The organism is Ferruginibacter sp. (assembly GCF_031391665.1).
Taxonomy (GTDB): domain Bacteria; phylum Bacteroidota; class Bacteroidia; order Chitinophagales; family Chitinophagaceae; genus Ferruginibacter.
This window is the reverse complement of sequence record NZ_JANMUN010000235.1, coordinates 82312-108848: the sequence shown is the minus strand read 5'-3', so window position 1 is coordinate 108848 and position 26537 is coordinate 82312. Positions and strand designations below refer to the sequence as shown.

The window sequence follows — 26537 nt, the reverse complement described above, 5'->3', positions numbered from 1 at the left end:
GTTAACCTTTGTACGGAATTCTTCAGTGAAGCCGCAAAAATTATCCGGAATAAGAGGTTCTTAAAACCAGTCAGACGCGGAATTTTTCCTTTCATACAAAAACAAAAATTTTTTCTTTCGCCGAAAAAATCGTTGTAATCGAGTCCCAGAGCGGGTTGTGTGTTATCATTAGTCACATGACACAACCAGCTACCTTAAAAAATATGGTATTATGTATTGCATAGTATTAAAATTCCTATTATCTTTGTTATGTGATAGAGAAAAACCGGATTTATTTATCACGAAAGTATAGCCATGAATTTTTAAAATAGCAAAGCCATGAACATTGATAACACAGCAAGCCAGATGCGGAAAGGAGTACTGGAATTTTGTATCCTTTCGGTAATTAAGCAGGGGGAAGCTTATCCTTCGGACATAATTGACACCATGAAGTCGGCCAACTTTAACCTGTTGGAAGGAACGCTTTATCCCCTGCTTACCAGGCTTAAAAATGCAGAATTTTTAACCTACCGCTGGGTGGAAAGTAACAGTGGCCCGCCGCGTAAATATTTTTCGCTTACCGAAAAGGGTGCAGCTTTTTACCGGGAACTGGAAGCAACATGGAATGAGCTTGCCAACGCCGTAAAAGCCGTAACCGATGTAGATGCCAACAACATTAACAACAACTTCAACAACTCTTAATAAACAAAAAGTATAGCCATGATTTGTTTTTTAAGCCCCATCAACTAACGAAACAAAAATTATTTAGCCATGAAACAAGTAATCAATATTAATTTCCAGGGCCGTGTGGTACCAATAGAAACCACCGCTTTTGAAATACTAAAAAATTATACCGAAAGCCTTAACCGGCATTTTGCAAACGAAGAAGGTAAAGACGAAATCATTAATGATATTGAAAGCCGTATTGGAGAACTTTTTCAGGAAAGAATTACAAAAGGCGCCACATGTATTACCGATGATGATGTTAACGCCATCATTAACAGCATTGGCCGCCCCGAAGATTTTGAACCAATGGATGACAATACGCAAACAACTTCAAATGCTTCATCAAATAACCAGCAGCAGTCATCAACAGCAGGCAGCACTGCAGCAACAGGCCACAAGAGATTGTACAGAAACGAAAATGATAAAGTGCTGGGTGGTGTGTGCAGCGGCCTTGCTAACTATTTTAATATTGATGTGGTAATTGCACGTATAATTTTTGTAGTACTGTTATTTTCCGGCGTTGGGTTTTTAACCTATATCATTATGTGGATTGCAGTACCCAGTACATCAACCGCACAAATTGGTGGCGCCAAAAGAAAACTGTTTAGAGATGCAGATGAAAAACTGATTGCAGGTGTTTGCAGTGGGATAGGAAATTTTTTTGGTATCAATCCATGGATACCAAGGGCTTTATTTTTATTACCATTTCTTTCTTTTCTTTCACGCTGGGGGCATTGGGGTGGCTTTTGGGATTTTGGTGATGTAATTCGTTTTACATTCAGCCCTACTTCTTTAATAGTATATATTATTTTATGGATTGTAATACCCGAAGCTTTGACTACATCAGAAAAGTTAGCCATGAAAGGAGAAAAAGTAGATATGAATTCTATAAAGAACTCGGTGATGGAAGAAATGAAAGGCGTGGGAAAAAAAGCAGAAAAATTTGGTGCAGAAGCTTCCGGCATAATAAATGAAAAAGCAAAAGCAATGGCTGGAGATGTGCAAAGCTTTACACGTCGCAACCGGGGTGGTTTAGGGAATGTAATTGCAATGATTGCTAAAATATTTGCCTACTTTATTATAGGTTGTGTATGCTTTGGCTTGGTAATGGCTTTATTTGCACTGGGAGTTTTTTCAATTGGAGTTTTTCCGCTTAAAGATTATATACTAAAAGGTGGCTGGCAAAATTTTTATGCCTGGGGTACATTGGTATTATTTATTGCAGTACCTATAATTGCAATTGTAACATGGCTGATAAGAAAAATTGCCAGGGTAAAAACCAGCAGTAAAATATTACGCCTTACCTTCGGCAGTTTATGGACGCTGGGCTGGGTTTGTATAATTATGCTTTTTGCTACTGTAACCCGTGATTTTAAAAGCAGCAGCCGCCTTGACGAACAGCCTGTTCAGATAAATAACCCACAGGTAAACAAAATGGTAATCACATCATCATTACCCTTTACAAAAAAATATTATGGCCGTAACTGGATACGTTTTGAACCTTTTGAAAATTTAATTGACGAGGATACTGCTTATGTAAGAAATGTATATGTTGAAATTGCAAAATCTCCTAACGATAGCTTTCAGGTGACAATGAAAAAAACTGCACGGGGCAATACAAGAACAGATGCAAATAACCTTGCCAGCCTTATAAAATTTAATCTGGAACAAAAAGATTCAATATTGCTTTTAGAAAAAGGAATTGCGATCAATAAAACAGATAAGTTCCGCAATCAAATGGTCATTATCACTGTTTATGTGCCGGTTGGCAAACAGGTACGTGTTAATAACGGTATTGGCTGGCCTGTACATTTTGGATCAGACAGATGGAATGATAACTGGGACAATGATTATTATGATGGAGAACAAAATATCAGGTGGCAATCGGATGTGGATTATATAATGAAAGAAGATGGATTGTACACATTAACGGGAAGAAAAGCAGATGGGTGGAATGATAAAAATAACAGAAAGCAGAATTCCAATAACAGCAAGCGAAGCTACAGGTATAACGCTATTGAAGATTCGTTGCAACGCAGGGAAGACTCATTAGAAAACAGGAGGCAACAAAAAGTGGATTCAATTGAGAGAAGGCATCAGCAGCAAAAAGATTCGATGGATAACTTACTTGAAAAAGAAAAAAACAAAATTGAAAATGCTAACGGCAACATACAAAAAACAGAACCCGAAACACTAAGTTCTATTATAATGCCAGGCGTTAATATTTTGCCCAACATTAATTAATTTTTCAAAGGTAGTTTAATCAATTAAAACCAAAATAACATCAACATGAAAAAATTTTTGATTCTTGTTGCCGCTGGTGTTTTTTTAGCAAATATTTTTTCATCCTGTTTTAATTATCACGATAATGATGTATCCATTTCTATACAGGAAGATGAAGAAGAATACAAATTATCGGCACATTTTGAAGATAGAAAAACAAAAGCAGTACAAAATTTTATAAAAGAATACACCGCATCAACTGTAAATTTTAAAAGCAAGGGTAATAATTATGTTGATGCCACGGTAACGCTGGATGATAATACAAAGTTTTATATAAAATCTTACGAAGGCAGGTTAAAAATAAAATTTGATAAGGAACAAAATTCTGAAGAATCATACGAAAAAATAAAGGAAATGTGCGAAGGTGTAAAAGACCTGTTAGCCCAAAATTAATTTAAATAGTTTCGATAGTTGAGTTGAAGTTGAAACAAACACAATTCCATCCTTTTTAGGGTGGAATTTTTTGTGCCTGTACTAACAATAAAACATTACTATAATCCGTTATAATCGCTATGGCCCTAAGTTGCAATGTTCTTCTGCCTTTTAATGAAAATGATATTTAATATATATACCCTTTGCAAGAAGGGTTTGTTACTATGCTTTTACTTTTTTATTTTTTTTAATAAGGTAAATGCACAAAGCCCTATAACTCAAATAGCCTATTCAGCAAATAGTGCGGCAACAGTTACCGAAACCAATATTAAAGGTGCCGGGTATTCATTTTCTCAATGGACAAGTGTGGCTAATTTTACAGTAAACTATTCTTCAAGCGTTACCAACGATGTATTAAACATTACTTCATTTAATGTTGGCCCTGCTAACTTCATTCCCGTATCTCCACCCTATACTTATGCACAGGTAAAAAGAATGGGTAACGGTGTAATAATTGATAACAGAAATTTTATTACCAGCTGGAACAGAACATCTTCCTCTCCGTTGGCTGCTGCAACTTCGGGTATCTTTAATTGTGATGGGCCCAAAATCACTTCAATGGAGTCGGCGCTTTTAACCAATAATATTAATACCGGATACGATAATGTTTTTAATAACACCACCGGCTCACCTCATTACAATAATATAGAAAGGGTAGATTATATTGTGCCAACAGGGTTTGCGGCTGTTGCCTCGCCTAATAAGGCAGGCTTTGCTATTTTTGACCGTGGTGTTGGCGATAGTTTTAAAATTGCAGCAATTACCTCACTTGATATAACCGGAAATCCTTCGGGCTATAAAACTCTAATTACAGTACCAATATCAAAATTTTCTGCAGCTGGTTTATTAGGCGCTAATTTCAATTACACAATTTTCGTTTCTGATCCATTGGTTGCCTTGGGTCAAATAAGGCCATCAACACAAAACAGTCAAAACATACGTGGTGTTTATATCAGCCTGCATGATTTAGGAATTGGTGTAAATGAAACTCTTTACGGCTATTCTTTATTTGGCCAGGATGTAAACCCTGCATTGGGCCATGTGTTAACTAACCCTGCAACGTTTCCTGTAAATTCAAGCTTTCCCAATTGCTTAGATCTTGTAAATGTGAATTCACTTTTTCAATCAGGCATAGTAATACTTCCAACAAAACTTACATCCTTTACATCAGCATTTAATAAAAGAAATAACCGCATTGATTTAAACTGGGAAACCACTTTAGAACAGGGCCTGCAAAATTTTATTATCGAAAAAAGCACCAACGGTACAGACTGGAATGCGATTGGTACTGTAAAATCATCGGGCATCACTAATGGCAGTAATTATTTTTTTGCCGACGATAAACTTACCACCGCTCCTAAATTATATTACCGTTTAAAAATGGTTAATGAAGATGGCAGTATTCAATACTCGGGCAGTATAGTTCAAAACAATACATCGCTAAACGAAATAAATTTAATAATTAATGATAACAGCCTGATGCTTAAAACAGCTATTAAAGCAAAAGAAGCACACCTTGTTGATGCATCAGGAAAAAAAATACAATCTAAAAAAGATATTAAACCGGGTGCAGATATTCAGTTTTCACTTAACGCACTTCCATCAGGCTTATATGTTGTACTATTGGTTGATGAGAGTAACACTCCCTTCTCAAAAAAGTTTATGAAATTGTAGCAAAAATGCAATTTTAGCCTATTTATCTTTAGCACTCTATTAAAAGAAGCCCAAAACTTTCAAATAAAATAACACAATGCTTCTTACCTTCGCAGCACAAAATAAGCGTTAATGAAAACAACCCCCTTTACACAAAAACACATTGATCTTGGTGCAAAAATGGCCGAGTTTGCAGGTTACAATATGCCCATTAGTTACAGCGGTATTAATGATGAGCATGCAGCAGTACGTAACAATGCCGGCGTGTTTGATGTAAGCCATATGGGAGAATTTATTTTAAAAGGAGAAAACGCTTTAGATTTAATACAAAGAGTTACAACCAACGACGCAAGTAAATTAACAGCGGGTAAAGCACAATACAGTTGCCTGCCTAATAATGATGGCGGCATAGTAGATGATTTACTGGTGTATTGCCTGGAAGAAAATAAAAGTTATATGCTGGTTGTTAATGCCGGTAATATTGATAAAGACTGGAACTGGATAAGCAGTTTTAATGATAAGAATGTGGAGATGCATAATATTTCTGATAAAACAGGATTACTGGCAATACAGGGACCCAATGCCACAAGAATTTTACAGCCGCTTACCGATATGGACATCATGAATTTAAAATACTACACATTTACAAAAGGAACTTTTGCAGGTGTAGATAATGTTTTAATCAGCGCAACCGGTTATACAGGTGCAGGCGGAGTAGAAATTTATTTTCCAACAGTTACCGAAGGAGAAGATGCAGCAGATGGCGCTAATAAAATTTGGGATGCTATTTTTGAAGCAGGAAAAACTGCCGGCATAAAACCCATTGGCCTTGGTGCAAGAGATACTTTACGGTTAGAGATGGGATTTTGTTTATATGGCAATGATATTGATGATACCACATCGCCATTAGAGGCCGGTTTGGGATGGATAACAAAATTTACAAAACCATTTACCAACAGTGCTTATTTTGAAAAGCAAAAAGCAAAAGGTGTTACAAAAAAATTAGTAGGTTTCGAAATGCTTGAAAAAGGCATTGCCCGCCACGGTTATGATATAAAAGATTTTGAAGGAACAATAATTGGTACAGTTACTTCGGGTACACAATCGCCATCGCTGGGCAAAGCTGTAGGCTTAGGATATGTTGATACTAAATTAGCAGCCATTGACAGCGAAATTTATATCAGTATCAGAAACACTTTATTAAAAGCTAAAGTGGTGAAAGTTCCTTTTGTTTAATTGATAATTTTATAATGAATAATGGATAATATTTTGCACTTGTTGCCTTCATCTAATTGGCAGACTGTACAGAGCTAAACATATTATTCATTATCCATTAACCCATTATTCATTATGACACGAATCCACATTACCACATTTATTACGGCACCAATAGAAAGGGTTTTTAATTTAAGCCGCAGTATAACCCTGCATAAAATTTCTACAGCTCATACCAACGAAAAAGCCATTGCAGGTGTAACATCGGGTTTAATAAATAAAGATGAAACAGTAACCTGGCAGGCAAAACATCTTTTTAAAACAAGGCAGCACACCAGCAAAATAACGGCTATGCAAAGCCCCGATAGTTTTACTGACGAAATGATAAATGGTGATTTTAAAAACTTTAAACACCAGCACCATTTTAAGCAAATCGATAATGGCACTATAATGATTGATATTGTAGATTTTGAAAGTCCATATGGTTCACTCGGAAAATTTTTCAATGCTGTTTACCTAAAAAAATATATAGAAAAGTTTTTGGTAAAAAGAAATGATATTATAAAACATTACGCCGAAACTGAAAAGTGGAAAGTAATACTCAGCTAATTTTTAATGGACAGCTATCCGGTTTTATAATAAAGCTATTTATTTTTTTTGAGTGTATATCATTCTGCCATCCAGTAATTCAACACAGCCATCCAGTAAAGCACACGGTTTTTAAATTATACAGCGTTTTAGTTTAGCATAATAAATAGTTTAACCAAAAACTTTGTTATGCAAAAATTGAAAACCGTAGCCGCTGTTATTTTTATTGCATCGGCTTTTTTAACAGCCTGCGATAAAACTGTTAACGCACCGCCCCCGCCAGCAACAGCAACAAAAAATACACCCAATTTTATTTGCCAGCATCAGCCAACCAGCGCTTCTATTAACGGGCAGTTTGTTGTTTACGATTTAAATAATGATGCTAATAAAGATAAAAAGTACTTTATTGTATCACTAATAAAAAGCGGAGCCGATTTTACGGATAGCTGTACCGTAATTCAATCACCAAAACCTATTGACAGCTTAGCGCCTAACTGGCCGGCTACTATAAAATCTGCATCGTTTGGCACTACCAACAATATAATTACTGATGCTAAAAACAGGGCAACCGTTATTGGCGGCACCTGGGATTATGGCACTATTACATTAGCAAACATTTACGCACATCTTAACGATGCCTTAAAAGCAGGCGCAATGGCCGGCAAAAAACCATTAGGACGGAATACGATGATTGAAGAATTTAAATTGCTGCCCGCCTACCCTAATTACCAGCAATTTTACAGGCAGATAGCATACTATTTTAAAGATGGGAAATATACAGATGGCACAAACAATGCCGGCGCACAATCATTAGATACGCTTTTTACAGGTGCTAATGTTATTGACTGGGTAAATATAGATGGAGTGGTACAGGTAGAAACGGATGCCACATTTTTTCTTAAAAAACATTTTTATTTCGACTGGACAAACTGGATGTACCATGTGGTATATGAAACAAGAGCAAATTATCCCGGCACATCTTATCCAAAAGTAACGTTCAATTACAAAGGTAAATACAGCCTTGATAAATTTTGTAAATGGCCCGATGGCTGGCAAAAGAAATAATTTTTTTAAAATCTGTCTAACTAAATATTTTTTATGAAAAAAATTTTTAAAATATTTACAAGTCTTTTTATAGCAATGCAAAGCACATTTTGCCCTGCACAAAATGTAGGCGTTAATACAGCCACACCACAGGCAACGTTAGACGTGTATGGAGATTTAATTTTACGGAGTGCAGATATTGTTGTTGCAGATGGTACTACACTGGCAATGGATGTAAATAGTAACAGGTTTAGTTACTATCGTGTTGCAGGGCCTGCTGCTAATTTTACTGTAGCTGGTATTACGCAAGGCGTAGAAGGCAGGCTGATAACACTTTTTAACCGAAGCGGCTTTACCATGCGGTTAAATAATTTAGATGTATCTGCCAACGTAAACGATAGAATTATTACGGGCACAAATGCTGATTTAACAATAGATGATAAAGGTATTGTAAATCTGCAGTTTGATGGACTAGAACAAAAATGGATTGTACTAAGCAGTAATAAACCCACAGGCGGTGCTGTAAGTGGCGGCTGGGGATTAAATGGAAACAGCGGAAACACAGCATCCAATTTTATTGGTAATACAGATTTTGTACCATTAATTTTAAAAACCAATAATTCAAATGTTGCAAAATTTGACGGTACCAATACCAGCCTTGGTTTCAATGCAGGAGCAGGTTTAACATCGGGAGGAAATAATTATTTTTTAGGAGGCCAGATGCGGTCGCCGTTAACCACCACAAATTATTCAGTGGCTATTGGTACCAATGCAGAAATTAGTGGGGATAATCAAATTATTATAGGTGCACCATTTCATAAAACAGGTATTGGTTTAGGATACAACGAAACGCCAGACCATACTGTAAATATTGGAAGAAAATACAGCAATACCGGTGCTTTAAAAATTACAGGAACAGGCTATTCATCCCATTTTAATTATGGAAATGAAGAACATACTTATATAAGAGCGGGTAAGCTTTTAGGTAAGGTTTTTATAAACGATCAAAACGGCGGTGATATAATAATTGGCTCACCTACCACCAGTTCCATTGGTATTGGCACCAGCACACCGGATGGTAATGCAAGAACAACTATACAAACCGCAGCAGATTATGCCACTGCTTTAGTAATGCGTAACCCAAGTGGTTCTGCAACATTTAATGCTTTTATAGGCGGACCTGATAATGGTAATACGATATCACTAGGTACACCGGGCGCAATGCCTGTTGTACTGTACACCAACTCTGCCAACAGATTGTTTATTAGCGCCAATGGAAATATTGGCATTGGTACCGATAACCCCGATGCTGCTTATTTACTAAGTGTAAATGGAAAAATAAAAACAAGAGAATTAAGGGTAACCATTTTCAATTGGGCCGATTATGTGTTTAACAAAAAATATAAACTAAGGCCATTACACGAAGTAGAACAGTACATAAAAAAATACAAACACCTGCCGGGCATAAAAAACGGTGCTGCCATACAAAAAGAAGGCATAGATATAAGTACTATGCAAACAAAAATGATGGAAAAAATAGAAGAACTGACACTTTATTTAATTGAAGCCAATAAAAAAATTGAAGCGTTGCAAAAAGCGGTAAAAAATAGATAGCAATACATCAATCACCTGTAAAAATTTTATTGATGAAAAAAATTATCACTCTTTTAATTATAATTACAGCAACTGCACAAATTTGTACTGCACAAAGCCCGGCAGGTAAATGGAAACGCATTTCGTACACAGTTGTATATGAGGGAACAAAAATGGATACCCATGCAGCTTTACTTACACAAAGGCCCTGTGCTGCAAATATTGTGTATGAGTTTAATGCCGATGGTACTTACAGGTTAAATGCAGCCGGCAGTGGTTGCGACGAAAATTATAAAAAAATTCAGGAAAAATTATACAGCAAAACCAAATGGCAACTAACAGGAAACTCAATTACCATATACGCTGTTTCGGTTTCTTTGGGCCACACACATACTGTAAGTTTTAATGCCAACAAAATGACGCTTACCAATAAAGACGAAACCATTGTTTATCAAAAGTTATAAACCGCCTTTATTTAAAAATAGTGTGTAATGAAAAAAAAGATTGACTACATTGTTGTTTTTTTACTGTTGCTGTGTAATGCCGGCAATGCCCAATTATCATTAACTCAAAAATTAAGCGGTAAAAAAAACTTAGATGAAATAATGCAAATTGTAAATAAACATTTGCAGGAAGAAAAAACAGCCAACAAACAGCAACAACCAGGCAAAGAGGAAGAAGAAGGAGAAAAGGAAATTTATTTTTGGAACAGGTGGGCAAACAGAATGAGCCATTGTGTAGATGCGGACGGAAATATTTATCCCAACATAAACGAAACTATTTTTACTGAATACCAAAAATATAAAACTGCACATCCTGTTATTCCAAATGGCACCTTGTCTAATACCGCTGGCTGGATTGGCTTTGGACCATTTAATGTAACCAACACAGCACAAGGTACTTCGCCGGGTATAGGCAGGGTTAGCTGTATTGCTTTTCACCCAACCGACCCTAACACTTTTTTAATTGGTACACCCAATGGAGGAATTTGGAAAACAACTAACGGCGGCAACAACTGGTATGCGCTAAACGATGATATGCCCAACCTGGGTATTGGAGGAGTATGTTACGACAGAACGAACACCAACACCATATTTGCATTAACAGGCGACGGAGAAAGTTTTATTTCCTTAACAAATTACTGGACGGAAAACTCCATCGGTATTTTAAAATCAACCGACGGCGGACAAAACTGGACAAGAGTTTTTCAATTTAATACTAACCTGCCATCAAATGTTGCCGGATACAAAATAATACAGCATCCTGTTTTAGACAATTTATTTTTTGCAATTACCAACACGGGCATTTTTCGCTCTGCCGATTTTGGCAACAGCTGGGTAAATGAACAAACCGGATGGTTTGCAGATATAGAAGTAAAGCCTGATGGTATCGGATCAATCATGTACGCTTCGGGTAAAAATAATGGCAGCAATTATTTTTACAGAAGTACCGATTACGGGGATACGTGGACGAATATAAACATTGCAGGCATAACCAACCCAATGCGTTGCGCTGTTGCGGTATCGCAAAATAATTCATCGGTAGTTTATTTACTTGCAGCAGGCGCAAGCAGGCAGGCAAATTACCAGGGTGTTTTTAAAAGCACCAACAGCGGCCTGTCATTTACTTCGGTAACTAATGCAACACCAAATATTTTATCAGGCGATGTTAATGGCGCCAACAATATTACACAGGGAGATTATGATTTGTGTATAGAAAGTAAACCATCGGCTGAACAAACTGTAATAACCGGCGGTATAAATATCTGGAGAAGAAACAGTGATGGAGTAAATTTTAACAGGGCAACACATTGGAGTAATGCACCAGCAGGTAATGTTTATGTGCATGGTGATATTCATAACCTGACATATAATCCTTTAAACAGCACTTTATATGCGTTGCATGATGGTGGCGTATCCAGAAGTACTGACGATGGTGTAAACTGGACAACGATTTCTACCAACCTGCATATAACATCCGGCGTATATGCCGATTGGCTGGAGAGTAACCCGGCAATTATTTGTGTAGGCACACAAGATAACGGTACAGTGCACCGCTATACATCTTCTGATACTTATAATAATATTTTTGGTGGCGATGGCAGTGACGCTGTTATTAATCAATCAAACAGTAATGATATTATTGCTGCTATTACCGGCAGTGTGGTAAGAACAACAAACGGCGGAACTAATATTACAAATATTACACCACCAGCATTTAGAAACTTTTATCCAACACTTGCAAGAAGCTTTAATAACGATAATGATGTTTACGCAGCCGACAGTTTTAATGTTTTTAGAAGCAACAACAGGGGAACTGCCTGGACAGCCGCAGCTACTCCCGTACCCGGTACTTCTATTTTAACTACCTGCCGCAGCAATACACTGCAACTGTATGCAGGTAACAGAAGTAATTTATACAGAAGTGTTGATGGAGGAGTAAACTGGACGGGGATTGATAACAAACCTGGCTTTACAGCAATTGCAATTACAGATGTGGAAGCAACACATAATCTATCATCATACATTTACGCTACCAGTGGCGGTTACCAGCCCGGAGAAAAAGTGTATTACAGTACCAATGCCGGTGATAACTGGATAAACATAAGTGGTACATTACCCAATGTAGCCTGCCATTGCGTTACAATAGATGCAGCTAATAATGTTTATGTGGGTACCGACATAGGTGTGTTTGTAAGGCCTGCAGGCCAAAACGACTGGCGGCCATATTATAATGGCTTACCTAAAACAATTGTAAACGATTTAATTATAAATAATACTTACAACAGATTGTATGCGATAACTTATGGCCATGGAAATTTTTATACTGATTTATACAGCGCCGGTTGCCCTGCAAATATTCCGCTAACAGGCATTATTAGTGGAAATAAATTTTACGAGGCAACTACTATTACTGCCAACGCAAGTATTCAGGGGGGGATGGGAACTGCTGTTGCAGTAAGCGGCACTACCGATGTTGTTTTAACAGATGGTTTTACAGTTACAGAAAGTAACAGCTTTAGAGCATACAATGCACCCTGCGGTACAGTGGGCGTGCCACTTAATGTGCAGCACAATAACGATCCTTTACCCTTAGACAATGTAGTTTTTAAAGCAGGCAGCAACAAAGCATTTCCTAAAGGCCATTTAGATGGTTTACAAAACGCACAGTATAAAATATATTACGAAGAGGCAGGTAATTATTTAATAAGAATAACTGATATAAACGGAAATACTGTAACGCCGGTAATTGAAAAACAAATTGATAAAGCCGGTACCGAAATTTTTAATGCGGCACAATATAATTTAACAGAAGCTATTTATTATGTTCAGTTGTTAAAAGATAAAATCCTTATTCATTTTTTAGAATACCACAGCAAGAAGCAAAGCCATTAAACCTTATCTTTATTTTACTTTGCAAAAAAATGAAGTGGAAATTATTATTGATAATAAATTTTAGTTACTGCATTGCAGCCGCACAACAGTTCCGCTTTAATTCCTTTACAACCAAGGAGGGCTTAAGCAACAATACTATTGCCTGTTTAATAAAAAACAACCAGGGTTTTTTATGGATGGGTACAGCCAACGGCTTAAACCGTTTTGATGGTAACGCATTTGATGTTTTTAATAATAACCCTAATGACAGTAACAGCATTGCCAGTAATTTTATTCAATCCCTTTATATAAGCAGTAAAAATAAATTATGGGTGGGCACGGCATCTGGTATAAGTACCTTTAACGAAATAACCCAAACCTTTTCCAATTACTCGCCGGATACTTTAGCAATGCCAAAAATAGGCCAGGCATTTGTTTGCATTAATGAAGATGATGAACAAAATATCTGGATAGGCAGCTGGTACGATTTACTGATATTTAACCCTGCAACAAAAAAGTTTAAAACAAGTGGCTGGGCAAATTATGTTAACACAGTAAAACCGGCTAACGGCAATCACCGCAGGGTAGTGGTATTAAGTATTACAAAAAAAGATGCTGGTGATTTTTGGGTGCTGACAACATACGGTTTATTTAGTGTAAATACGCACACGCTAAAATTTACTTATTACCCCTGCACATCAATAGATGATTTTTATGGCAGCAGTATTTGCTACACCGATGAAAATAAAAATTTATGGATAAATACATTCGACAAAGGGTTTTTACTTTTTAATACTGCTGATAATTCCTTTAAAAAATATACTCTTCCAAAAGCATACTTAAAATATACCGGATGGGATAATGTAAATGATATTCAACCTTATAATGAAGATACCCTTATACTCTCAGCATATAAAAGCATAATTTTTTTTGATAAAAAACAAGAAAAGTTTTTGCAGGTTTTATCCCATGAAAATAACAAGACTGTACCTTTAAAAAACTTTTCAAAAATTATAAAAGATGGTGGGGCATTCTGGCTTTTAAGCGATGACGGTTTACATCAGCTATACAATAAAAAACCAGATTTTAATTTTAACCTAATACCGGGTTTACCACAGGTGTACAAACTTTTTTACTCAACCGGTACCAACCAGATTGTGGCAGGCGATTTTTTTAAAACATCTGTTTTTTTTAATGCCGCTGCTGATAAATCGATTGTAATAAAAACCAATCCCGCCGAAGCAGAAAGAGGTGTAAGGGCTTACACAGAGATAAACAGCGATACGGCATATTTGTGTACCGATCAAAATTTATACCTTGTAAATCCCACAACTCTTGCCATTAAAGAAATACCATTGCCCAAAAAAATTTTTGCTGATAACCCCAATACAGTAAGAAATATTGTGGCGGATAAAAGCGGTATATTATGGATAAGGTTCAGGGCACAGGGCATTTATCAACTTAATCCAAAAACGGGCACAGGTAATTACGCCGATTTTATTATACCCGAACAAAATAAAGAGTACGCTGCATTGTATTATGACAGCAGCAGTAATTCCATTTTTGTATCTGTACCCAACGAAGGCATTTATATTTATAGCATCAATAAAAAAACCACAGAAAAATTTGTATTAAATATTCCGCCCTCACAAAAAGCTGCAAATATTACCTGCATTACAGGCAATAATAAAGGCGAAATTTATTTGTCGGAGGTTTATAACGGACTGTATGTTTATAATATTGCTGCCAAAAAATTTAAACGATATACTATTTTTGACGGTTTATTATCTAACAATTGTAATTGGTTGTGTATTGATATTAACGGGTTTTTATGGATAGCAACAAACAGTGGCATAAGTTGCTTTAATACCAGTACACAGCAATTTAAAAACTTTGGTAAAGAACAGGGCCATGCTGGTTTTGCCGATTATTTAACTGCAGATAATAATGGCACTGTGTATCAACCATTGCCAAATGGTTATTTAAGCTGGAATAGTGCAACACTTTTACAACAGCAACCTTTTGGAAAAATTTATTTGCGCCACTGTACCATTAACGATAAAAATACACGGATAGACAGTGTGTATAATTTTACTGCTGCAGAAAATAATATCAGTTTTCAATTTGGCTATTTACTGCAAAATAATAATGAGCCGGTAAATTTTGAATACAGTTTAAACAATAACAACTGGTTGCCCGTTAGCAACAATAATAAAATTTCTTTTTCTAATCTTTCTCCTAATATTTATTTTTTAAAGGTCAGGCAAAAAAATGTACATCAGGTTTTTACAGTACACTTTGCAGTACATCCGCCGTTTTATAAAACCTGGTGGTTTATTACTTTATTGTTTTTATTATTAGCATTGCTTGTTTATTTTTTATTTAAAAGAAGAGTGGCTGCAGTAAAAAAACAAGCTGCACTAAAACAAAAAATTACCGAAACAGAAACCATGGCGCTAAGGGCACAAATGAATCCGCATTTTATTTTTAACTGTATCAGCAGCATAGATAATTTTATTTTAGATAATGATAAAGAAAATGCCAGCAACTATCTTAATAAATTTGCAAAACTAATCCGCAATATTTTAGATAACAGTAAAAACGATGTAATACCTTTTTGGAAAGATTGGGAAACACTGCAATTGTACCTGCAACTGGAGCAGCTACGCAGCAACAATAAATTTAATTACACCCTAAATGCCGGAACAGAATTATTAAATGGACATTATAAAATTCCGCCACTAATCATTCAACCATACATAGAAAATGCTATACACCACGGGCTTAAACCACTAATTGATAAACACGGGCAGTTACAAATTACCGCTGCAATAAAGGATGGTATGCTACAGTATATTATAAAAGATAATGGAGTGGGCAGAGATTATAAAAAGGATAAAAATTATATAATTCCGCAACACCAGTCTTACGGTATGCAGCTGACAAAAGAACGTATTGAATTGTTTAACGAACAAAAAACAGCTACCATAAAAATTACCGATCTAAAAGATACTAACGGCAACGCAGCAGGTACGGAGGTTGTAGTTTTTTTAAAAGTATAAAATGTAAACTATGCTTAATGCAATTTTAATAGACGATGAAAAAAATAACCGGGATGCCCTGCGAAAAAAAATAGAGGCAAACTGTACACAAATAAATATTGTAGCAGAATGCAGTAACGGTATTGAAGGTATTGCTGCAATACAACTGCACCAGCCACAGGTAATTTTTTTAGATATTGAAATGCCGCACATGAATGGTTTTACAATGCTGGAGCAATTGCCCGGTAAAAATTTTGAAATTGTTTTTACCACAGCCTATAATCAATATGCAATAAATGCAATACGCCTGGGCGCTTTCGATTATTTGGTAAAGCCGGTAGATGTTACTGAATTACTTGCAGTAACTAACAGGCTGGTTGAAAAAAAACAAACCATAAACAACGATGACAGGTTACAGATTTTATTAGACCAGTTAACAAATGGCAATAAATTACAACCGCAAAAAATTGCAGTGGCCACACAAGAAGGGCTGGAGCTGGTAACCATAAAACACATTGTGTATATGGAAGCCATAGGAAATTACACCCAAATACATTTTACCACAGGCAAACCCCTGCTGGCATCAAAAACTTTAAAAGATTTTGAAGATTTACTGCAGGGTGCAGGTTTTTTCAGGATACACAACGCATCACTGGTAAATATGCTTTTTGTAAAAAAATATATTAAAGGCGATGGTGGCCAGGTGCAGTTAACCAACGAAATTATTTTAGATGTGGCACGCCGCCGCAAAGACGAATTGATAGAGCTGTTAATGAAAATTGCACCTAAAGTGTAGTAAGTATAAATGCTTTATTTTTGCAGCTATGCAAAAACCAAGTTTACATACCTGCCTTTCGCCTGCATTATTACATTTATACGATTTAAAAAATGCAGTGGTGGTGATTATAGATGTCTTCAGGGCAACATCAACCATTGCAGCCGTTTTAAAAAATGGTGCCAAATGTATAATTCCTGTAGATGAAGTTTTTAAAGCTATTGAAATAAGTAAAAAAATTGATGCACTTGCTGCCGGCGAAAGAGACGGGCAAATTGCAGAAGGCCTGCAACACGGTAACTCACCCTTAGAATATTCAAAAGAATTTATTGAAGGAAAAACTTTAGTGCTTACTACTACCAACGGTACTAAACTTTTACAAATGGCACTGGATAATAATGCCGATACAATTATATGCGGTTCTTTCCCCAATCTTTCATCGGTGTGTAAATATTTAATGGCACAAAATAAAAATGTAGTGCTGGGTTGTGCCGGGTGGAAAGACCGCTATAATATTGAAGACACTTTATTTGCCGGTGCAGTTATCAGTACAGTAAAAGAACATTTTACTATTCATTGCGACAGTTCGTTTACTGCAGAATTATTGTATGAAAATAATAAACATGATCTGGCTGGTTTTGCACCCAACCTCACCCATTATCACCGCCTGGTAGATCGCTTTGGATTAATAGAAGATATAAATTTTTGCTTAACACCCGATGTGGCCGATGTATTGGTGGTTTATAAAGAAGGGAAATTAATTGCAGGGTAAAATTATTTAAAAGGGTATTTTATCAGGTTGATTTTTAGCGGATGTTTTTTTAAGCTAATGCTATTATTTTTCAGATATATTTATCTTACGCCCAACCTTTATGGACACATTTTTTAAATTAAACAGAGCAAAAATTAGATTTGCTTTTGTTGCGACATCATTAACTTTTATTGGTTTTGTATTCTTGGTTTTGACAATTGCTTATTTCGAAAAAAGTTTGCCTGGCAAAGAATTTATAATTGCAGTTTTCTTAGCTGCAGGTGTTGGGCTTCCTATATTTATTATAACGCTATCATATACAAAATGGCTATATAGAAAAGTAGTTAGACGAAAAGCATTTTCATTACAGCCATTTAATCAAGTTGAAAATATTGGTTTTGTCAACTCATTTTCAAACATTGAAACAAAATGGGATTTTACTGAAAAAGTAAAGACTACGCTAATAGATGGTTATACTTTAATAGTTGACATTTCTGAAGAAAGTAGTAAAAACCTTGAATTAAAAATTCCGGTCGAATGGAAAAAGTTAGACAAAACCAGCTTCAACGAATTGACAGATAAATTTAATAGACATAATATTGAGTTTGGCATAGGATGTTTAAAAAAGAAATACAAAACCAATGGACCACCATTCATAAAAATTGACGAATTAAAACTTGATTTAGAAAAATTTATTGAATTAATTAAAGAAGAAGGATTTGAGCCTAAGAAGAAAGCCTGTATATAACCTTGGCATTGCCACAAGTGAAGCTGGACGTTATAAAAGATCCCACCTCCAGTAATACCCATTATGAAATATGTGCCTTAACAGCGGCAATTTTAATTTCCTCGTTTTTTCTAAAAGACAAATCAAAAGTCATGGCTTGTTTAGCAAAGACAATTTTCTCCACAAACTTTCACTTTTAAGCCGCAACCTCAGCAATTTTCCTTTAATTTTGCAAATTGCCCTTTTCAGAACGGGGCGGCTTACAAAACAGGCTGCAAATCAAATCTGAAATCCAAAATCGGCAATCCAAAATCGTCAATGGCCTTATCCCATCTTATTAAACATGTTTACAATAATGGTTCTGATGAAGTGATCCGCCGTGGGAAAAAAATTCAGGCCATGGGTTTTGTGGAGCTGGTAGAACACGACCATTTGATGGGCAGCGTGGTGTTTAGGGTAAAAGATGACAGCTACAGTACATTTTACAAAGTTTATATTCAAAAATACGCCGATGCTAAAAGCATTTCGGTGCGTTGCGGCTGCCCTTACAACTTAGGTGATATTTGCCGCCACGAAGCAGCAGCATTATTGCGCCTGCAGGAAATGATTGATAAAAATATGCTGGACAATACAGCATTGCGCTACAACCAGCGGCATACAGTTGCTAAAATGAAGCACATAGAAATCAAGATGATAAAACTATTTTCATCTCCCGGTATTTATGAGCAGGCAGAAGAAATGTTGCTTAAAGCAAAAGCAACCATATTAAAAGCAGCAGATGAAAGAGTGGAAGCAGAACTGGAATACGACGGCCAAACCTATCCGTTAGTATTACAAAAAAACGACGAACGCAATTTCGATACCTCCTGCAAATGCGATGAGCAGGAGCATCCGCTTTGCGAACATAAGGTAATGCTGTTTTTACAATTGTTGCACAGCAATGGCCCTTATTATTTTGATACCATCAGAAACTGGGATAAAGAAAAAAATAAATTATTACAGATTTACGGCTATAGTTTAGATGATGACCTTAAAGGAAAATTTGAATTTACTTATAAAGAAGGTAAACCATTTTTAAAAGTATTAGACACTACTATAAAACGTGTTACTGCACCAGCCGCAACCATTACAAGATCGTACGAAGCTTTTGCAAGTGTTGCCGAGCCGGAAAAAGAAGAAGTAGTAAAAGAACAGCCCGAAAAAAAATTGGGTATTGTTTTCAATTTCAACGCAACAGTTTATCCAAATTTTACCATTGATGCTATACAGGGAGATACAGACGAAGAAAATAAAAAATATACAGGCAAAACAGAAAAACTGGATTTGGCCAAGTTTGTAAATGCCGAAGTATTTAGCGAAGATGATAAACAGTTATTGCAGCAGGTACGCAAACTGCAAACCAGCGAAATAAATAAATACCTCGACCGTAACTCACCCTTCAGCGGTATTTGGGAAAATATTATACAAACAGAAGGCGATGAATTACCCGAAGAAACCAAGAGCCTTATTGCAGAATATCTTATCCCCAAACTAAAAAAATTATTTGAAGAGCAGGCTGCTAATAATTTTATTTTTTTACTGCCCGAGAAAAAAGTTTTTAAAACAGAAAATTTAAAAGAGATAGAGATAAGCGATCATTTTATTTCGCCGGTATTTAAAGTATTGGCAAAAAATAATCATTTTGAAATTGCCTGTACAGTAAAAATGCAATCGCAAATAATTCCTTTTTCGGATAACGAATGCAACAGCAGCCTAGTTTTTTTACAGGATAAAGTTTTATACCTGTGGCAAAAAGCCGAAGATGTTTTGCAGGCCGAAAAATTTATTAAAGAAGGCAACATACAGTTAAGTAAAGATAACTGGGCCGAAAAAATGCAGAAGGTGATTATGCCTTTAACCAAAGAGTATCATGTAGAGTTTGATAAAAGTTTAATAAGAGAAATTAAAAGTGGTGAGCCAGAAGTAAAATTACAACTGCAGGAAAAAGGCGACTACCTTGTTTTTCAACCCATATATACTTACCAGGGTTTTGAAACTAAAGCCACCGATAAAGAAACGATTACAATACCCGATGGCGATAAAATTTTAGTGGTTCACCGCAATAAAGAAGCCGAGGAAAGTTTTATTTTAAAACTAGAAGCATTGCACACCATGTTTGTGCGTACCAACGATAACAGCAGTTTGGTATTAAAAGGCGCCGATGTATTACGCAACAACTGGTTCTTTTTATTTGTAGATGCGATGAAGGAAATGAAAGTGCCGGTGTATGGATTTGAGGCATTGAAAAATTTCAGGTTTAACACCGCAAAACCCAACACACATATACACGTTAGCAGTGGCATGGATTGGTTTGATGCAAAAGTGGAAATTGAATTTGGCCAGCAGCGTGTGGGTATCGATGATATTAAAAAAGCATTGGTTAATAAACAATCTTTTGTGCAGTTAGGCGATGGCAGCTTAGGTATTTTACCCGATGAATGGCTGAAACGTTATTCGCTTTTATTTAAAGTAGGCGACGATCATAACAACCGCCTGCGCTTATCAAAATACCACATGAGTGTTATTGATGAGCTGTACGAAAACCGTGACGAAACAGAATTAAGTTTTGAACTGGATGAAAAATTTGAACGCTTAAGAGAATTTAAAAATATTCCTGAAATTGCTGCGCCGGAACATTTGCAACCCATTTTACGGCCTTATCAAACATCGGGTTTTCAATGGCTGAGTTATTTAAACGATGTAAGCTGGGGCGGAATATTAGCAGATGATATGGGTTTGGGTAAAACCATTCAGGCATTAACCATGCTGCACCATTACAAAGCAACCACCGGTGCATTAAAAGCTATTGTTATTTGCCCCACCACATTAATTTATAACTGGAAAAACGAAGTAGATAAATTTACGCCAACACTTACCTGGCATATTCATCACGGCAGTTTACGCAGCCGCAGTGCCGAAGATCTGCAAAAGCAAAATATAATTATTACCACTTACGGTACTTTAAGAAGTGATATACAATTGTTTTTAAAAATAAATTTTGATTATGTTATTTTGGATGAAAGCCAGGCCATAAAAAACCCTTCTTCTAAAGTAACCAAAGCGGCCTGTTTGCTAAATGCAAAAAACAGGTTGTGCATGAGCGGTACACCATTGCAAAATAATACGTTCGATATTTTTGCACAGATGAATTTTTTAAACCCCGGTTTGCTGGGCAGCATGGAATTTTTTAGAAACGAATTTGCAACACCTATTGATAAATTTGGCGAGCAGGAACAAAAAGATCATTTAAGAAAATTATTATACCCTTTTATTTTACGCCGTACCAAAGAGCAGGTGGCAAAAGATCTGCCCGACAAAACAGAAACTATTTTGTTTTGCGAAATGGAAAAAGAGCAACGTGATATTTATGAGGCGTACAGGGACAGTTACCGCAGTAAAATTTTAGGGGAGATTGATCAGCAGGGTATCAACAAAAGCCAGCTTACTATTTTGCAGGGCTTAATGAAGCTGCGCCAGATATGCGACAGCCCGGCGATTTTAAATGAAGAAGATAAATACCCTAACCATTCTATTAAGTTAGATGAACTGGCCAGGGAGATTACAGAAAATATTGGCGAACATAAAGCATTGGTGTTCTCTCAATTTTTAGGTATGCTGGCGCTGATAAGAAAAACATTAACCGAACAGGGCATACCATTCGAATATTTTGATGGCAGTACCTCTGCACCCGACAGGGAAAAAGCGATACAGAATTTTCAGAACAATGATGAGTGCAGGGTATTTTTAATTTCGTTAAAAGCCGGTGGTGTGGGTTTAAATTTAACCGCTGCCGATTATGTGTATATAGTTGACCCGTGGTGGAACCCGGCTGTAGAGCAACAGGCAATTGACCGTACACACCGTATCGGACAAACAAAAAATATTTTTGCTTACCGCATGATCTGTATTGACACTATTGAAGATAAAATTTTACAGCTGCAGGAACGCAAACGTAAGTTGGCAAGTGAATTAATTGCCGATGATGCCACTTTTGTAAAAGCGCTCAGTAAAGCAGATGTGGAATATTTGTTCAGCTAAAATTTGCATTCGTTTTGAGATTGAGCAAAAGCAAGCTAAATGCAGGCTGCATTGCCTAATAACTTAATGCAAATGACTATTGACTTATCTTAAGAAGCAATAAAATCTTTCAGCCTTCTAAATTCCCTGTTGGAACCAGATTGGAAAAAACTGTTGATTACTACGCCTATTGATTTTATCAATAAAGCAAATGGAGACGGTTGGGTGGTTGCACTGTTTTTCATAATTATCGGATTTGAACTTAAAATTACAATTTAACACAACTGCTGTCAAGAGTGTTTTTGCTGATTTATTAGGTTCGGTAATTTCCGAAAGGAATTGGTTATTTTACAAGTGGCCCCTGCCATTTGCGTCTGAACTGCTTTCCTTTTTTGTAATACCTGATAGGATAAACATCGGGGTTTTGACGAAGCTTACCTATAAAATTTTTTACTACCTGTATTAAAGGGTTTGTTGATGATTGTTGACTGGAGTTATTCATAGAGTAATGTGTTATTATATATTTAACGGGGCTGTATTATTAATATTGTATTAAATGGCATAAAATATAGCAAAACCGTTCAACCGGAGATTTTTTCTGCTGTACTAGTTATGTTATTTGATTAATTCTGCTTTCAGCTCAACCAATAAAGCCAAGCTTTCACTTCTCTCCTTTTCACTTTTATCCGGCAACAACAATATCAGTATATAAATGCAACTCCGTTGGAAACATATTACATTCCCTTTATCCAAACTTAAATACAATACTTTATTTTTGTAAGGTGAAATTTTTGACACTTTTATTTGCTTTTTACATTTTGCTGTTGCCCTGTATTCCCTGTACAGATACGGAAGAGTGTACCGATGTTTCAAAAACCCAAAGCATTCAATCATCCGGTCATCAGCAACACCAGCACGAAAACGAAGCCTGCACTCCATTTTGCACTTGTGCATGCTGCGGACAAACTATAGTGTCTAACTTTAATAATAAGCTTACAATTGCTAAACCCTTAGTACAACAAAAGGGGCAAACTCATTATAATAATATCTCCATCCCTGCTCATTTTTTGGGCAATATTTGGCAACCGCCAAAATTAGTGTAGCCTTTTTTTATTTACTGTTTTAAATGTTTGTCTTTGCAGGCAAACCTATTTATTCATTTATTGTAAGGTTAACTATGCTCAATAAGATCATCCGCTTTAGTATAAAAAATAAACTCATCATCGGAGTATTCACTCTCGCCTTAATTATCTGGGGTTTATGGAGTGCTTCAAGGTTACCGGTAGATGCACTGCCCGATATTACCAATAACCAGGTGCAGGTAATTACAACAGCACCAACTTTAGCCGCACAGGAAGTAGAACAGTTTATTACTTACCCGGTAGAAAAAGCGTTGTCCAATATCCAGGGTGTGGTGGAGATGCGTTCCTTTTCCCGTTTTGGATTAAGTGTAATAACTATAGTGTTTGAAGAAAACGAAAATATTTATTTTGCCCGGCAGCTTATTACCGAAAGATTAAAAGAAGCAGAGCAGCAAATTCCAAAAGGCGTAGGAACGCCGGAGCTGGCACCGGTTACCACAGGGCTGGGAGAAATTTACCAGTACGTTATTCATCCCAAAAAAGGCAGCGAACAAAAATATTCTGCCATGGATTTACGCACCATGCAGGATTGGATTGTGGGCCGCCAACTAAGTGGCATAAAAGGAGTGGCCGAAGTAACAGCCTTTGGTGGCATTTCCAAACAGTACGAAGTGGCCATTAACCCGGAGCGGTTAAAAGCAATGAATGTAACCATCCCCGAAATATTTACAGCGCTTGAAAAAAATAATGAAAATACCGGCGGTGCTTATATTGATAGAAAACCCAACGCTTATTTTATAAGAGGTGTGGGTTTGATAAAAACATTTGCCGACATAGAAAACATTGTGGTAAAACAGCAAAACGGCATTCCTGTTTTGATAAGAGATGTAGCTACTGTACAATTTGGTTCGCCGCCACGCTATGGTGCTATGACGTATAACGGAGAAAAAGAAGTGGTAGGCGGATTAGTATTGATGATGAAAGGAGCCAACAGTGCTGAAGTGGTTGGGCTTGTAAAAGAGCGGATGAAAACCATAGAAAAATCGTTGCCGGATGATGTGCTGATAGAAGCTTTTTTAGACCGTACCAATTTAATTGACCGTGCCATCAATACCGTAAAAACCAATTTAATTGAAGGTGCACTGATAGTGATTTTTGTACTGGTTTTATTTTTAGGCAACTTTAGGGCGGGCCTTATTGTTGCCTCAGCCATTCCTCTGGCATTATTATTCGCCATGGCATTAATGAATTTATTTGGCGTAAGCGCCAACCTGATGAGCCTGGGTGCCATAGATTTTGGATTAATTGTAGATGGGGCAGTAATTATTGTAGAAGCCACGCTGCATCATTTAGGATTAAGAAAAACTAAAGAAGCCTTCACACAAAAACAAATGGATGAAGAAGTATATCAATCTGCCTCCTCCATCCGCAGCAGTGCAGCTTTTGGAGAAATTATTATCCTCATTGTTTATATTCCCATTCTTACACTCACAGGCATAGAAGGAAAAATGTTTCGTCCCATGGCGCAAACGGTTGGCTTTGCAATACTCGGCGCTTTGCTGCTATCGCTTACCTATATCCCCATGATGTGTGCTTTATTTCTACCTAAAAAAATAAGTCTTAAAAGAAATTTTTCCGACAGGATGATGGATTTTTTTCAGCGCATGTACAGGCCGTTAATAAATGGGGCTATAAAAATTAAATATTATGTGGCAGCAATTGCTGTTGCGCTTTTTATTATCTCATTAATCATTTTTAAAAATCTCGGCGGAGAATTTATTCCCACCTTGGAAGAAGGAGATTATGCCATAGAGTTTGTATTACCACAGGGTTCTTCCCTATCCCAAACAACCGAAACAATGATGCTGGCGCAACGTATGCTGAAACAATTTCCCGAGGTAAAAATGGTGGTGGGCAAAACCGGAGCTGCCGAAGTAGCTACCGATCCTATGCCACCCGAAGCAAGTGATTTAATGGTGATATTAAAAGATAAAAAAGAATGGAAAACAACTGATGACTTTTACGAACTGGCAGACATGATGGGAGAAAAACTGGCTACCATACCAGGTGTAATTGCAGAACCCAGTCAGCCCATACAAATGCGTTTTAACGAAATGATGACGGGCATTCGCCAGGATGTTGCCATAAAAATTTTTGGAGAAAACCTGGACAGCCTTGCAAAATATGCAGATAAAGTTGCAGGTGCAATTAGAAATATAAAAGGCATTACACAACCGCAGGTAGAACGCATAGATGGCTTACCACAAATTACTATTGAGTACGACAGGGCAAGGCTTGCAGGTTACGGATTAAATATTGAAGATGTAAATCATGTTATCAGCACTGCTTTTGCCGGGCAGGTGGCAGGAGCTGTTTACGAAAACGAAAGAAAATTTGATTTGGTAGTGCGGCTCGATAGCGCATACCGCAGCTCCATAGAAGATGTAAGTAATTTATACATTCCGATGAACGATGGAAATCAAATTCCTTTATCGCAGGTAGCTACAGTTAGTTTTAAAATGGGTCCTTCACAAATAAGCCGTGAGGCTGGCAAACGCAGGGTGTACATAAGTTTTAATGTTAGCAGCAGAGATGTAGAAAGTGTAGTGCAGGACGCACAAAAAATATTAAGTGAAAAAGTGAAATTGCCTGTAGGATATTATTACACTTATGGCGGCACGTTCGAAAATTTACAAAAAGCATCTGCCCGTTTATTAATTGTAGTGCCTGTAGCATTGCTGCTCATATTTTTTATGCTGTACTTAACTTTTAATTCAATAAAAGATGCCACACTAATTTTTACTGCTATTCCCATGAGTGCCATCGGCGGTGTCTTTGCATTGCTGATAATGGGCATGCCATTTAGTATTTCTGCAGGCATTGGTTTTATTGCTTTGTTTGGCGTGGCGGTATTAAACGGTATAATTTTAATTGGCACATTTGAAAAATTAAAAAAAGATGGCGTAACCAATGTGGTACAAAGAGTTTTAGAAGGAACAAAGATCCGTTTGCGGCCCGTACTGATGACAGCGGCGGTAGCGGCACTCGGTTTTTTACCTATGGCATTAAGCAATGGCGCCGGTGCCGAAGTGCAGCGGCCACTGGCCACCGTTGTTATCGGCGGATTAATAACGGCTACTTTTTTAACATTAATTGTACTGCCGTGTTTGTACATCATCTTTTCTAAAAAAGAAAAATAAAACTTTTATGAACCCAGC

Annotated in this window: 19 protein-coding genes; 17 read left to right on the top strand and 2 right to left on the bottom strand. The window is 36.7% G+C overall.

All coding sequences use genetic code 11. The features are described from left to right. The first annotated feature begins 318 nt into the window (after positions 1-318). The 15 genes from ACY651_RS18105 to ACY651_RS18035 all read left to right on the top strand — a co-directional run bounded on the left by ACY651_RS18105 (position 319) and on the right by ACY651_RS18035 (position 22258). Positions 319-681 carry a PadR family transcriptional regulator gene (locus ACY651_RS18105; RefSeq protein ID WP_462254913.1) on the top strand — a complete coding sequence of 121 codons (363 nt, stop codon included), beginning with the start codon at positions 319-321 and terminating at the stop codon, positions 679-681. Positions 682-750: 69 nt separating this feature from the next. Continuing rightward, a complete protein-coding gene (locus ACY651_RS18100; RefSeq protein ID WP_462254912.1) occupies positions 751-2949 on the top strand; it encodes a PspC domain-containing protein in 2199 nt (732 codons plus the stop codon). Positions 2950-2994: 45 nt separating this feature from the next. Further along, the gene (locus ACY651_RS18095; protein WP_462254911.1) at positions 2995-3381 is read left to right on the top strand and encodes a hypothetical protein; all 387 of its coding nucleotides are present in this window, start codon (positions 2995-2997) and stop codon (positions 3379-3381) included. A gap of 195 nt (positions 3382-3576) precedes the next feature. After that, complete coding sequence (locus ACY651_RS18090; protein WP_462254910.1) at positions 3577-5094, top strand: hypothetical protein; 1518 nt, start codon at positions 3577-3579, stop codon at positions 5092-5094. A gap of 111 nt (positions 5095-5205) precedes the next feature. Continuing rightward, the gene (gene gcvT, locus ACY651_RS18085; RefSeq protein WP_462254909.1) at positions 5206-6309 is read left to right on the top strand and encodes a glycine cleavage system aminomethyltransferase GcvT; all 1104 of its coding nucleotides are present in this window, start codon (positions 5206-5208) and stop codon (positions 6307-6309) included. A gap of 114 nt (positions 6310-6423) precedes the next feature. Continuing rightward, positions 6424-6897, top strand: a complete 474-nt coding sequence (locus ACY651_RS18080; protein ID WP_462254908.1) for an SRPBCC family protein — start codon at positions 6424-6426, stop codon at positions 6895-6897. 168 nt (positions 6898-7065) lie between these two features. Next, the gene (locus ACY651_RS18075) at positions 7066-7941 is read left to right on the top strand and encodes a hypothetical protein (protein WP_462254907.1); all 876 of its coding nucleotides are present in this window, start codon (positions 7066-7068) and stop codon (positions 7939-7941) included. Between the two features lie 33 nt (positions 7942-7974). Further along, positions 7975-9534: a hypothetical protein gene (locus ACY651_RS18070; protein ID WP_462254906.1), complete on the top strand. Its 1560-nt coding sequence runs from the start codon at positions 7975-7977 to the stop codon at positions 9532-9534. A gap of 32 nt (positions 9535-9566) precedes the next feature. Then, positions 9567-9977 carry a lipocalin-like domain-containing protein gene (locus tag ACY651_RS18065; RefSeq protein ID WP_462254905.1) on the top strand — a complete coding sequence of 137 codons (411 nt, stop codon included), beginning with the start codon at positions 9567-9569 and terminating at the stop codon, positions 9975-9977. A gap of 27 nt (positions 9978-10004) precedes the next feature. Beyond that, positions 10005-12908 (top strand): WD40/YVTN/BNR-like repeat-containing protein, encoded by a 2904-nt coding sequence (locus ACY651_RS18060; RefSeq protein ID WP_462254904.1) that lies wholly within the window; start codon positions 10005-10007, stop codon positions 12906-12908. A 29-nt stretch (positions 12909-12937) separates the two neighbouring features. After that, positions 12938-15949, top strand: coding sequence for a ligand-binding sensor domain-containing protein (locus ACY651_RS18055; protein WP_462254903.1), 3012 nt, complete (start codon positions 12938-12940; stop codon positions 15947-15949). Between the two features lie 10 nt (positions 15950-15959). Then, positions 15960-16724, top strand: coding sequence for a LytR/AlgR family response regulator transcription factor (locus tag ACY651_RS18050; protein ID WP_462254902.1), 765 nt, complete (start codon positions 15960-15962; stop codon positions 16722-16724). Between the two features lie 28 nt (positions 16725-16752). Continuing rightward, positions 16753-17475: a 2-phosphosulfolactate phosphatase gene (locus tag ACY651_RS18045; RefSeq protein ID WP_462254901.1), complete on the top strand. Its 723-nt coding sequence runs from the start codon at positions 16753-16755 to the stop codon at positions 17473-17475. Positions 17476-17575: 100 nt separating this feature from the next. Next, positions 17576-18202 (top strand): hypothetical protein, encoded by a 627-nt coding sequence (locus ACY651_RS18040; RefSeq protein WP_462254900.1) that lies wholly within the window; start codon positions 17576-17578, stop codon positions 18200-18202. 297 nt (positions 18203-18499) lie between these two features. Further along, positions 18500-22258, top strand: coding sequence for a DEAD/DEAH box helicase (locus ACY651_RS18035; protein ID WP_462254899.1), 3759 nt, complete (start codon positions 18500-18502; stop codon positions 22256-22258). An 89-nt stretch (positions 22259-22347) separates the two neighbouring features. On the opposite strand, the gene ACY651_RS18030 is transcribed toward ACY651_RS18035, so the two are convergent. Beyond that, the gene (locus ACY651_RS18030) at positions 22348-22482 is read right to left on the bottom strand and encodes a hypothetical protein (protein ID WP_462254898.1); all 135 of its coding nucleotides are present in this window, start codon (positions 22480-22482) and stop codon (positions 22348-22350) included. 98 nt (positions 22483-22580) lie between these two features. After that, a complete protein-coding gene (locus tag ACY651_RS18025) occupies positions 22581-22739 on the bottom strand; it encodes a hypothetical protein (protein ID WP_462221859.1) in 159 nt (52 codons plus the stop codon). A 289-nt stretch (positions 22740-23028) separates the two neighbouring features. Between ACY651_RS18025 and ACY651_RS18020 the strand changes: the two genes are divergently transcribed. Both ACY651_RS18020 and ACY651_RS18015 read left to right on the top strand, forming a co-directional pair. After that, positions 23029-23340: a DUF6660 family protein gene (locus tag ACY651_RS18020; RefSeq protein WP_462254897.1), complete on the top strand. Its 312-nt coding sequence runs from the start codon at positions 23029-23031 to the stop codon at positions 23338-23340. A gap of 23 nt (positions 23341-23363) precedes the next feature. Further along, positions 23364-26519, top strand: coding sequence for an efflux RND transporter permease subunit (locus tag ACY651_RS18015; RefSeq protein ID WP_462254896.1), 3156 nt, complete (start codon positions 23364-23366; stop codon positions 26517-26519). The last annotated feature ends 18 nt before the right edge of the window (positions 26520-26537 follow it).

Excerpts from the sequence above, each read along its gene's own strand:
- ACY651_RS18105 (WP_462254913.1), top strand. The coding sequence starts at position 319 with ATGAACATTGATAACACAGCAAGCCAGATGCGGAAAGGAGTACTGGAA.
- gcvT (WP_462254909.1), top strand. The coding sequence starts at position 5,206 with ATGAAAACAACCCCCTTTACACAAAAACACATTGATCTTGGTGCAAAA.
- ACY651_RS18015 (WP_462254896.1), top strand. The coding sequence starts at position 23,364 with ATGTTTGTCTTTGCAGGCAAACCTATTTATTCATTTATTGTAAGGTTA.
- ACY651_RS18025 (WP_462221859.1), bottom strand. The coding sequence starts at position 22,739 with ATGAATAACTCCAGTCAACAATCATCAACAAACCCTTTAATACAGGTA.
- ACY651_RS18080 (WP_462254908.1), top strand. The coding sequence starts at position 6,424 with ATGACACGAATCCACATTACCACATTTATTACGGCACCAATAGAAAGG.
- ACY651_RS18040 (WP_462254900.1), top strand. The coding sequence starts at position 17,576 with ATGGACACATTTTTTAAATTAAACAGAGCAAAAATTAGATTTGCTTTT.
- ACY651_RS18060 (WP_462254904.1), top strand. The coding sequence starts at position 10,005 with ATGAAAAAAAAGATTGACTACATTGTTGTTTTTTTACTGTTGCTGTGT.
- ACY651_RS18100 (WP_462254912.1), top strand. The coding sequence starts at position 751 with ATGAAACAAGTAATCAATATTAATTTCCAGGGCCGTGTGGTACCAATA.
- ACY651_RS18050 (WP_462254902.1), top strand. The coding sequence starts at position 15,960 with ATGCTTAATGCAATTTTAATAGACGATGAAAAAAATAACCGGGATGCC.
- ACY651_RS18095 (WP_462254911.1), top strand. The coding sequence starts at position 2,995 with ATGAAAAAATTTTTGATTCTTGTTGCCGCTGGTGTTTTTTTAGCAAAT.
- ACY651_RS18055 (WP_462254903.1), top strand. The coding sequence starts at position 12,938 with ATGAAGTGGAAATTATTATTGATAATAAATTTTAGTTACTGCATTGCA.
- ACY651_RS18035 (WP_462254899.1), top strand. The coding sequence starts at position 18,500 with ATGGCCTTATCCCATCTTATTAAACATGTTTACAATAATGGTTCTGAT.
- ACY651_RS18075 (WP_462254907.1), top strand. The coding sequence starts at position 7,066 with ATGCAAAAATTGAAAACCGTAGCCGCTGTTATTTTTATTGCATCGGCT.
- ACY651_RS18070 (WP_462254906.1), top strand. The coding sequence starts at position 7,975 with ATGAAAAAAATTTTTAAAATATTTACAAGTCTTTTTATAGCAATGCAA.
- ACY651_RS18030 (WP_462254898.1), bottom strand. The coding sequence starts at position 22,482 with ATGAAAAACAGTGCAACCACCCAACCGTCTCCATTTGCTTTATTGATA.
- ACY651_RS18065 (WP_462254905.1), top strand. The coding sequence starts at position 9,567 with ATGAAAAAAATTATCACTCTTTTAATTATAATTACAGCAACTGCACAA.
- ACY651_RS18045 (WP_462254901.1), top strand. The coding sequence starts at position 16,753 with ATGCAAAAACCAAGTTTACATACCTGCCTTTCGCCTGCATTATTACAT.